This is a genomic window from Anaerophilus nitritigenes (genome assembly GCF_004138215.1).
Taxonomy (GTDB): Bacteria; Bacillota; Clostridia; order Peptostreptococcales; family Thermotaleaceae; genus Anaerophilus; species Anaerophilus nitritogenes.
Genome location: NZ_RYYS01000050.1, coordinates 58,664 through 69,976, shown reverse-complemented (window position 1 = coordinate 69,976; position 11,313 = coordinate 58,664). Strand labels below are relative to the sequence as shown.

Here is an 11,313-nt window from a genome sequence, read left to right as displayed (position 1 = left end):
TTTTCTCTCAGCAAAGATATCAAATATTTTTTATTTTTTATTGACATTTCTTAGCTGGACTTTATTTTCTAGTTGATATTCTTCTTTTAAAAATTCATTTCATTATAACTTAGTTTATTTTATCATGAAATTATTTTTTATGGAAAATATATTTATTAATTTTTATAATACTTAAAATTGAAAATAAATAAAAGTACTTTCTTCTGTTTGTATAAATAAAATTAATAAAATCACAATACCAATATAAGCTGCAGCTCTAACAGCAGGAGAAAAATATTTTTGCCAGTATACACTTATTGTATTTTCATTTTTTCTAACAAAATATTCTACTAAATGTACTCCATATAAAAATAAGACAAATCCAAAATATAATACATATGTCATGCTATAAGATACATCAGAAAAAGTGATCATTTTCTTGATCATAAAAATAGCATCATAAATACTACTTGCTCTAAAAAATACCCATCCTATGGTAGTCAGTTGAAAAAATATAACAATACATACTATTTTATAGATTATATTTTCTTTAGAAACCTTTATATAACTTCTATATATTTTATGAAGAGCACTTAAAATACCATGATAAATTCCCCATACAATAAAAGTCCAAGCCGCTCCATGCCATATACCCGATATGGCCATAGCAGTAAATAAAAATACATATTGTAGTAAATTACCTTTTTTTGATCCTCCTAGAGGAATATATATATAATCTCGAATCCAAGAAGATAATGTAATATGCCATCTTTTCCAAAATTCTGAAGGATTGGCACTTATATAAGGAGATTTAAAATTTAGACTTAAATTAAGTCCAAATAAATGCCCTACCCCTACAGCGATTTCACTGTAAGCAGAAAAATCAAAATAAATTTGAAATGCAAATAAATACGCTGCGAACCAAGCATCTAAAGTATTTAAATTTCCTACTTGACTAAAATAAATGTCAGCTTTTTTGGCTAAAAAATCAGCAAAAATTATTTTTTTAAAAAGACCCATACCTATATAATAAAATCCATATTTAAAATTGGTAAGAGTAAATTTATTTTCCTCTAAACTATCAATTTGAAAAAGAAACTCTTTCCCACGCATGATAGGTCCTGCAATCAACTGTCCAAAGAAAGAAATAAATACCCAAAAGCTTAAAAAAGAATCGCAAGGTTTGATTTCTTTTCTATATACATCCACTAGATAAGCAATAAGTTGAAAGGTATAGAATGAAATTCCTACTGGTAACATAATCTTTGCCAGTAGTGTATCTTGCCAAGGAAATATTATTCCCATAACTTTCTCTATATTATTTAATATAAAACCTGTATACTTGAAAAATATTAAATTTAAAACATTAACTAAAATTCCTATACAACAAAATATTTTTCCATAGTTTTTTGTTATTTTCAAAGAACACATATAGGTGATCCATGAAACAATCATAAATAAAAATAAATATCTTATTCCTGATGCACTATAAAAAATGATATTGGCTACAGCAAGAATGTAAATTCTTTGCTTTGGAAAACTATAGAAAAATACAAAAGTAATCAAAAGTAAAACAAAAAATTCAAACGAGTGAAATAACATATTACATATCCTCCATTATTTCTTCATATCCCATTTCTGTATTTCATCCCATAATCGATCTGATAATATTTTATATCCTCTAGGTGTTAAGTGTATATGATCTGAAAACAAATTGTAATCTATAGTATGATTAAAATTTTTATATTCTATGGGTTGTTTTTTTAAATAGTCATCGATTCGTTTCATATTTTCTTGAAATCCAGGTTTGGACACATTTTCTTCTAACAACTCATCATTCATGGCTGCAAGAAAAATAAATGTATCTTTATTTCTTTGAAAGTCTATAATTTTATTTAAAAAATATATCTGAGGATTGCTCTCATCCATTACAAATGGTGTATCAGAAAACTCTCTTTGATACATAGGCTCTTTTAATAAATCCTTTAAAAATTCTTTTTCAGTCCAAGGGTTCACATCTTCATTAGAAGCGATCGTTCCTCTTATTTCCTTTATTTTTCCTTGAAAATACGCCTGGATATAATCCTTATACTTAAATATAGATATCTTTTCATACATATTATTTTTCATAGGCTTTAATGTTTTTTGAATGAATTTCTCCTGCTTTTCATTTGCTACTAATTGCGGTTTAATATGCTCGTAAGTTTTTGGATCTACCTCTTTTAATTGATCCTTTAACCAAAAAACTGCTGGAGGATCAGGATATCTTCCTACAAAGCCTGCATAAATTACATTAATAATCACATGATCTCTAGAAATACCATACTGATCCATCTTCTTTAAAACAGTGTAAATATCTCCTGTTTGCATGGATGGCATAGATAAATTAAATACTCTGAAGTTTTTCCCTGACTTTTTCGCTTTTTCATTTAAATAATGAGCAATAGAAGAATCAGCAGGTCCTGGACTGCTAAATCCTACTGAATCTCCTAAGATGACTACATAGTCACTTATATGCTCTTGATCAATTATTTTTTTTACTTGTTCAAAAACTCCTTCTATATTGGTAGGACGGTTTTTGACAGCATCATAAATCAATCGATCTTCATATACTGCTTGAGCAGGTATGATATGAGGGATACCAAACTGAAGCAATAATATATATACAATCATATAAATACATACTTTTTTAAATGATTTCATCTTTTTTTCCCTTCTTTAATCACTTGTAATCCTTTAATCTTTGTCTAAAAGTATCCATCACATCTTCTCGATTATCAAGTCTGTAAATTCTAGCTGGATTTCTTAATGGATCCCAATCAATTCCATTCCACCAAATAGCTACTTTTATATTTTTAAATGGATGCATATACATATAATCAAACATTTCATGAATCCACTTTACCTTGTCTCCACCAATTTCATTTGATCCAAATTCTGTAATCATAAATGGTTGTTCAAATATATCCATATATTCGTTATAAACATGAGGATAGACTTCTTCAAAACTTCTCCATATTTCACCTGGATAGTAATTTCCTGTATTGTATCCTGTAAGTCCTATAATATCTACATACTCATCTCCAGGATAATAAGTTAGGTAGTGATTCCACTTAAAATTAGGAAAAGATAAATCATGAGGATTCCATACCCAAAGCACATTATCTACACCATTTTTTTCAAATACATGATAAATATATTTCCAAACTTCTTTATAAAGATTTGTATCTTTTGAAGAATAATAGCTTGAATATACGCACCAATCTCCATTCATTTCATTGTTCAGTCTAAATAAAATAGGATGGTTAAATTCTTTGATTTTTTTTGCATATTCTTCAAAATAATCATCATATTTTCCATCTAATATATCATAGGTAATACTTTCATTTTCTTCATTCATGTGCATAGTTTGTAGAGTAAGTTCTACATATCTATTGTTATTGTAAGCATTTTTAAGCTCCTCAAGAGGCATAGGAACATCTAATGATTGGTATCTTACTAAAAATTTAAATTCATAATCTAATCTATTTTCTATACCTTTTAGGTAGGAAAAGCTTGCAGGAGCACTTTGTTCAAATATTCCCCATCTTAGTTTATCACTATTTACAAAGTATTTGTAATAAAATTCCTTTGTCTCTTCATTTAATTTTCTTTCTACTGGTTTAAATTTCGTATTTATACTAGGATTTCCTTTTTTTTCTATGATTTTAAAACTAGAAATCACATCCATATAGTCTTCAAAATTATAAAATTGTCTAGATGATTTTATAAAAATTGTATAAACTTCCTTATCATTTTTTACAATTTCTGCACTTACATAAAAGTTTTTATCATTGGATACTTTAGAAAGCTTTTTTCTGCTCCATTTTAACAAATGTACCTTCATACCATTAATTGTAGCAGTGTTTTCATATTCTTTTATATGATCTTTCGTATTTTTTATAAATGCATTGCTATAGTTTTTATAAGCAGGAGCTGAATTGGGAGTATTATGAAAATTATCATAATAAATTTCTATTTCTCTTTCTTGGTCTTTGATCAATGTTCTTACTGCTTCTAGTGAAGTATCTACCTCCATATGACTTGGATAATCTATCATATACCCATCTCCATAATTTACATATCTATTCTTTTCTTGATTTATGGTTTCAATATATGAAGCACTACCTTTTTGAATTTGATGGTGATGCGGTAATACTTGTTCATTTCCATAAGAAAAAAAACTAGAAAAACACATGATTCCTATACAAATTCCAATCCCTATTTTTTTCATATGTATACAATCCTCTCTCATTCTATTTTGACAAATTCCATCTTATTATAGCATAATTTTAAACTTCATTGCAGTCTTATATTTTAAGAAAAAATGCTCCTTGAAACTTTATTCTAGGAGCATTCCCAATTTTTATTTATTATCTTTTAAGGAAAGAATTTCATAGGTTATTCCATCATCATTTACAGCAAACATTATATAACTCAATCCTTCCCATTTATCTAAATCTCTATTTTCAGAATAAGATTTTAATTCTGCATAATAAATTCCGTCTTTTGGATATACACTAAAAGTATCATGTCCTCCAGTAAATACCCAAACTTCTGCATTTTTTTCTTTTTTCAATTTATTTAATGTATCGTTAAATAATTTTTCCTCTAATGAATCTTTAAAGCTTAAAGGCTTTGGTAAAGTAATAATTATATTTTTACTATCTGCTTGATTTGCTATATTTAAAAACCATCTCCATTGTTCAAAGTTTGTTTCTCTTAATCCTCCCTTTGTATTGTCTAAAGAAATCAATAAACTATTTTTATATTTTGTAGAACTATATCCTCCTCCTACAACAAAAGTAGAATTTTTAAGTTGGTCTTTTAATCGAGGATCTACTTGTTGTGTAAATAAATTAACTTCAGCTGTTTCATTTAACATTTTTGCTGTTTTTATAATATTTTCTGAATTCATTCCTAAAATAGCTCCATGAGCAAACAATTTAAATGAGTTGTCTCCCTTTACATCAGCTTTTATATTTTTAGGATTTTGTGATTGATTCTCTGACTTTGGAATATTTCCTGTAAAAGTATTTGGATAAGATACAGTCAGATCATCTATATAAATTTTTCCCATATCTTTAATGAGCTTATTTGTCTGTACTACATAGATTCTTTCAAGTCTAGAATTATTTCCTATACTATCTGGAATATTTCCTTCTACATACTTCCATCCATCCCAATTGATACTAGCTTCTAATGTTATATTTTGCTCATTTCCATTGGCTGTAAACATTTTTGCCTTTAGACTATGGCCACTATTATTTCCATATACCCACATTCCTATTTTTTGTGGTCTTTCTGTGAAATATTTCCCTCCATTATTAAATTGTAAATAAGCTGCTCTTGTAGCATCTGTTTTGGTAAAATCATAAGAAAGTTCTCCTGAATATTGTCCATTTTTACTGATATTAGATAATGTATATCCTCCTAATACTTCTGCTGGATAAGATACAAATTGACCATTTATATTTTCAAAATCATCTATAACTACTTTTTTTGATCCTACTACTACTGGAATATATTTTACCAAATTCCCATAAGAAATCTTCATGACTCCTGAACCACTTTCATTCCCAGAATGAAAGTATCCTGTTTCATCTATTGTTCCTAAATTATTAGGAATTTCAACATTCAAATCCTTTATATTGATACTACTTCCATATCCATCTTTATCTGTAATTTTAGCTGTTATATTCAATTTTTGATTATTGTCTAATTGTATTTTCCCAGGAAATATATCAAGTCTTGTAATTTGATCTATGACATGTATTGGTAAATTAGCTGTTTTTCCGTCTATTTCTGCCACAATTATTCCATCACCTGGACTCTGTGCATGAAAAATTCCATTTGTAACTTTTCCTTCTACCCCTTTTACCTGCCAGTTGATTTTATTTGGATCTATTGCTATAGGATGATAATTCGCATCATAGCCTTTTACTTGTATCCTCTTTGAACTATTTAAAGGAACATTAGAGTCTTCTATTCGTAAAATCATACCTCCAATTTCCTCTGTTCTAGGAGCATTACTCACAGCTCCTACTCCATTCATAATTCTTCTCTCTACACCTTCTGAAAGGTTATTTATTACCTTTTTATTTTCTTCTCCTAAAGGTCTTGCTACCATATCAGTGGAACCTCCACCATCTAAATTAATGGCATCATAAGCTCCTAGTGAAATCATAATCTGTGTTAGTTCTTCTTGTGTTACCCCTGTATAAGATCCTACTCTTCCATCTATAGTCACTAAAAAAGCTTCTTTTTTATCTTTTGAAATGCCTAGTGCAGTCCTTGGTTGATTACCTTTTATATTAATGTAGTAGTTAGATTGTGGTATACCATCCTTTACAAGTAAACCTCCTCCTCCTACAGAAAATTTAATATTTGGAATATCCAAATTTGCTTGATTTGTAAAATTTACCATATCTCCAACTGCAAAATTTCCTTGTAACTCTGTAGCTTTCATTCCTGCCGCAAATATTACAGATCCATTAGGAGGAATTACTTTAGATACTCCTGCTGGTAAAATCTCTGTTATTATATTGTTTTGTATAACCATTTGAACTCCTCCAGGTAAATTTTTAGCAGGAGTTTGACTTCCCCATTTTTGCGTATATAGCACAGCTATATGTGCATAATCAGTTTGTTTATTGGAAGCTAGTACTTCAAAATTATATCCTTTTGTTACATTGGTAAGTACAATTGCATTGTTTACCCAATTTTGAATAATAGGAATTTTTTCATTGGTCAAACTCATACTTGGTACAGGTTGTCCTAAATAAGCTGTAGTAGTAAGGAGTTCTCCATCTCTGACCATTGGTCCTATGGTAGCAGCTCCTTTCATATTAAAAAAGTCTCCATTCACTGCTCCCACTACATCACTTCTTTGACCTACTAACTCTGATAACCTAGCCTTTTGTCCCAAACCATTTTGATGAAATAATAAATCTAAGGTAGCATATGGTTCATCTAAATTTACTCGAATTACATTTACATTGACCCATCCACTATCCGTAAATTTAAGGTGTTGCTCATGTTTTATACCCTTTGCTATGTAAGATTCATTTTTTTGTTCATAAACTGTATTAGAAATATGTGCATAAGAAAAGCTTGGTATGTTTATAAATGCTATAGAACAAGCAAGTCCCATAGACATCATCACTTTTTTTAGGCTATGCATATTATCTTCCCCCTTCTATAATTTCGTTGCTTTTATTATATCAATATCTGTCGATTCTATGGTTACGAATACATTACAATCTTATATCATTTATTAACAATAAATAAGGCGACCCAAAGGATCACCTTAACATCTTATCATTCCTTTTACAATATTCACAATACCTAATAAACTAATCATACATCCTACTACTTTATCTACCAAAGTAAAATTTTCTATTTTATAATCTTTCTTAGAATATTGTATAAAATTTGAAATCAAAAACCAAGACATACAAGAGCCTGAAAAAATAGCTGCAATAAAAGTTACCTGTTGTATCAATATCTCTTCATTAACATGTATATCAAATTTTGTAAACATGGCTAAAAAAATAAAGAAAGTCATTGGATTAGATATTCCCATAAAAAAAGTTGAAATATATGGGTGTATAGATTCTTCTTCAAACTTTTTCTTTTTTTTCTTATTTTTTATTGCTTGTATAAAAATATTTACTCCAATAATCAAAAATACGCTTCCTGTTATATAATAAATTAAAGAAGTATGTTTTTCTAAAAAAACATCTATATAATCCATTCCTAAAATAGCCATAGATGAATATACCATATCAGAGGTTGCCCCACCAATCCCTGAAAGAAAGCCCTCTTTCCATCCTTTATGAATACTTCTTTGTATAGACAAAATCCCAATAGGACCTACAGGGATTGCAATAATCATACCCATGATTATTCCTTTTAGTATATCGATCATTGTATTATTTACTCCTTTAAGCATATTTAGACATAATTCTTTATTTGCTATATGTTTTAAGTTTACAATTATTTTAATATAATTGCAAGAAGACCAGATACCTAAAGATCCTTTTTTAAAAAAATAATTGACTTTAGTTACCTGCATATGACAAAATGACTTACACTTTGAAAGATATACAAAAAAGACTGTCCTCTCTCTGACAGTCTTAAAAATCTATTAGTCCAAAACTTATTAATAAGCCCTCATTTACTTTATTCATCATTTCATCATCTGAGTGTCCTATTTTTTCTCTTAATCTTTTTTTGTCAATAGTACGAACTTGTTCTAGTAAAACAACTGAATCCCTTGTTAATCCATACTCTGACGCGCTAATTTCAATATGAGTTGGTAATTTTGCTTTATTAATTTGAGAGGTTATGGCAACTACAATGACTGTAGGACTATATTTATTTCCAATATCATTTTGTACTACAAGGACTGGTCTAACTCCTCCCTGCTCCGATCCGACTACAGGGCTAAGATCCGCATAAAAAATATCTCCTCTTTTTACAATCACACTACTCACACTCCGCCAGCCTTGATTCATATGTCTGTAGTCCATTTACATCCAGGTCTAATCCCATCTCCGATAACGCTAAATTCATTGCACCCATTTCCCTATAGCCCTTTTTCATAGCCTCTCTAATTTGCATTTTATGCCTCTCTCTAATATATAATTTCATTGCTTCTCGAATAAATTCGCTCCTATTCCGTTGTTCCATTGCTACAATATCATCTACCTCTTGTAAAAGAGTATTAGGCAAGCTGATCATAATTCTTTTGGATTCAGCCATGTTCGCACCTCCTAAGATTGTAAAAATAGGACACCACATGGGCACTCGTATCCATACTAAAAATATATACAACATTATATACTATTTATTATAAGTGTGTCAATATGCCCACTTTTTTATACTAATTTCCAAAATCTACATGATTAAATAATCTTTAATCTTTATCACTTCATTGTTTTTGATATATATTCTTGGGATTCTTCTTCCAAGCATACATACAATTTCATAATTAATAGTATCTAATTGATTTGCTAAATCATCTGCAAGTATTGTATTTTTACCATCTGTTCCAATAAATATTACTTGTTCTCCTACTTGAATATCTTCTATGGAGCTTACATCAATCATACATTGATCCATGCATATTCTTCCTACTACTGGTACTTTTTTTCCTTTTACTAAAACTTCTGCTTTTCCTGATAACATTCTTGTAAATCCATCTGCATATCCTATAGGTAAAGTTGCAATTTTAGACTTTTTAGGAGTAACAAATTTAAGTCCGTAACTGACCCCTACTCCTTCATCTAGTATTTTTATATGACTAATTTTAGCTTTTAAAGATAAAACAGGCTTTAAATTTAGTCTTTCTTTTTTAATTTCTTCTGAAGGATAAAGTCCATAAAGAATTACTCCTGCTCTTACCATATCTAAATGCATATTCGGTAAATCTATAATCGTTGCACTATTTCCTACATGGCGAATAGGAATATGAATATTCTCTTCTTTAAGCATTTGATCCACACTTATAAATCTTTCATATTGCTTATCCGTAAAATCTTTATTGAATGCATCTGCTACTGCAAAATGAGTAAACATACCTTCAACTTTTACATAAGGTAACTCTATGATTTCTTTTATGATCTTTACAGTTTCTTTATTAGGTAAAAATCCAATTCTACTCATACCTGTATCTATTTTAATGTGAAAGATTACACTTTTTTTTAATTCTTGTGCTACTTTTGAGTAATCTCTTGCATCTTCTATAGAATAAATTGTTTGAATGATTTTATTTTCTATAACCTCTTGTGCACACTCCTTTGGCGTATATCCTAAAATCAATAGAGGTGTGTCTTTATAACTTTTTCTTAATTCCAAAGCTTCTGATAATGTTGCTACAGCAAATCTGTCTACTCCGTTTTCAAGAAGTGTTCTCCCAATTTCTAATGCTCCATGTCCATATGCATCTGCTTTAATAACTCCTGTAATTTTTATTTCTTTTTCTACAAGCTTTCTAATTTCTCTCATATTATAAGCCAAATGATCTAAATTAATTTCTGCCCATACAGGTCTTGTTTTTTCTAAAGATAACACTTTTCTCCCCCTCTTTCTTTGAAATACCTTATCTTATGTTAAAAAAATCATTTTCTATAATAGGATTATACTCAAATTCATCATATTTTACACTCATTCTTATATGGTCACTTGCATCATACACTTCTAATAAAAAAGGTTCTTTTGTATCTATATCTATCCATAATATTTGTTTATGAAAATAAATATGATTTCCAGGAATTTCAGCAGTGATTAAAAGATAATTTTTATGTTCTTTTGTTTTTTGATCTATTTGTACATTTTCAGACTCTAAATAATTTTTTACAAAATATCCCAAAAACATATTTTGTTCATCTGATCTTGAAAAATCTTCCATGATAAAGGTTTGTTCAATTAAGGGATGATACATCCATGCCCTCTTTCCATCAAATAAAGTAACTTTTCCCTTTTGATGCTTAGGATAAATAGTCTCAAGTTTATATCTATTTGGTTTTTGAAACCACTGCTTTACAATATATTTTTGCACATCTTTATTTCCATGGATCTTGATTTCTGCTTTACATGTATAAGAATTTATTTGATTTAACTTTTTTTGAACATCATATAATAAATCTTCTTTTGTTTTAGGACTACATCCTCCTAAAAGAAATATCACAAGTATCCATAATCCTATCTTTTTTATTCTCAAATTTATCCCTCCACAAAATAGCCTCTACTATCTTTACGTGAAAGTTTTAAAATTTATTCCTATGAAACATAATTCACTTTTCTAAATAGCTACAGCTTGTGCTACTGCATAATCTCTACTATGAGATATACTAACCATAATCTCCTTTATTTCTTTGTGATCTGCAATCTCTTGTGCCCCATTATAAAGATTTACAACTGGCTTTCCCAAATGATCTCTATCAATCTCAATATCAATCCATTTAAAATTTCTAAGCCCGGTTCCAAGTGATTTCATCACAGCTTCCTTTGCAGCAAAACCTCCTGCTATAGTATTTTTTCTATAATCAATAGATAAAAAATATTCTATTTCTTTTTTTGTAAATATTCTTTGTAAAAATTTATCATTTTTACAAATAGCATTAGATATTCTATCTATTTCTATGATATCTATTCCTATACCTTTCATAATAAAACTCCTCATTTCTTATTTATTCTTATATATTCTACTGTATTCTGTAAATTCCTCCTAAAATAAAAATTTGCATACTCCTATTGGAATTGCTCATAGCGCAAACTAAATTCTTTCAT

Annotated in this window: 10 protein-coding genes; all 10 read right to left on the bottom strand. The window is 28.8% G+C overall.

Features of this window, described 5'->3' with window-relative positions:
• Window positions 1–171 precede the first annotated feature (171 nt).
• The 10 genes from EK368_RS07870 to acpS all read right to left on the bottom strand — a co-directional run bounded on the left by EK368_RS07870 (window position 172) and on the right by acpS (window position 11,191).
• Window positions 172–1,581: an MBOAT family O-acyltransferase gene (locus EK368_RS07870; RefSeq protein WP_129598216.1), complete on the bottom strand. Its 1,410-nt coding sequence runs from the start codon at window positions 1,579–1,581 to the stop codon at window positions 172–174.
• A 15-nt stretch (window positions 1,582–1,596) separates the two neighbouring features.
• Entirely contained in the window at window positions 1,597–2,682 is a 1,086-nt protein-coding gene (locus EK368_RS07865; protein WP_129598214.1) for a hypothetical protein, read from the bottom strand.
• A gap of 19 nt (window positions 2,683–2,701) precedes the next feature.
• Entirely contained in the window at window positions 2,702–4,252 is a 1,551-nt protein-coding gene (locus EK368_RS07860) for a glycoside hydrolase family 26 protein (protein ID WP_202976446.1), read from the bottom strand.
• A 132-nt stretch (window positions 4,253–4,384) separates the two neighbouring features.
• Entirely contained in the window at window positions 4,385–7,201 is a 2,817-nt protein-coding gene (locus tag EK368_RS07855) for a phosphodiester glycosidase family protein (RefSeq protein WP_129598210.1), read from the bottom strand.
• Between the two features lie 126 nt (window positions 7,202–7,327).
• Window positions 7,328–7,948, bottom strand: coding sequence for a LysE family translocator (locus EK368_RS07850; protein ID WP_165000374.1), 621 nt, complete (start codon window positions 7,946–7,948; stop codon window positions 7,328–7,330).
• 208 nt (window positions 7,949–8,156) lie between these two features.
• The gene (locus tag EK368_RS07845) at window positions 8,157–8,537 is read right to left on the bottom strand and encodes a type II toxin-antitoxin system PemK/MazF family toxin (protein ID WP_479722767.1); all 381 of its coding nucleotides are present in this window, start codon (window positions 8,535–8,537) and stop codon (window positions 8,157–8,159) included.
• On the bottom strand, window positions 8,509–8,784 hold the full coding sequence (locus EK368_RS07840) for a CopG family ribbon-helix-helix protein (protein WP_129598206.1): 276 nt from the start codon (window positions 8,782–8,784) through the stop codon (window positions 8,509–8,511). Before EK368_RS07840 ends, EK368_RS07845 begins: the two co-directional genes overlap by 29 nt.
• Before the next feature lie 135 nt (window positions 8,785–8,919).
• Window positions 8,920–10,095, bottom strand: a complete 1,176-nt coding sequence (alr, locus tag EK368_RS07835; RefSeq protein WP_129598204.1) for an alanine racemase — start codon at window positions 10,093–10,095, stop codon at window positions 8,920–8,922.
• Between the two features lie 28 nt (window positions 10,096–10,123).
• Window positions 10,124–10,744 carry an outer membrane lipoprotein carrier protein LolA gene (locus EK368_RS07830; protein ID WP_129598202.1) on the bottom strand — a complete coding sequence of 207 codons (621 nt, stop codon included), beginning with the start codon at window positions 10,742–10,744 and terminating at the stop codon, window positions 10,124–10,126.
• Between the two features lie 81 nt (window positions 10,745–10,825).
• A complete protein-coding gene (acpS, locus tag EK368_RS07825) occupies window positions 10,826–11,191 on the bottom strand; it encodes a holo-ACP synthase (protein WP_129598200.1) in 366 nt (121 codons plus the stop codon).
• Window positions 11,192–11,313: the final 122 nt, after the last annotated feature.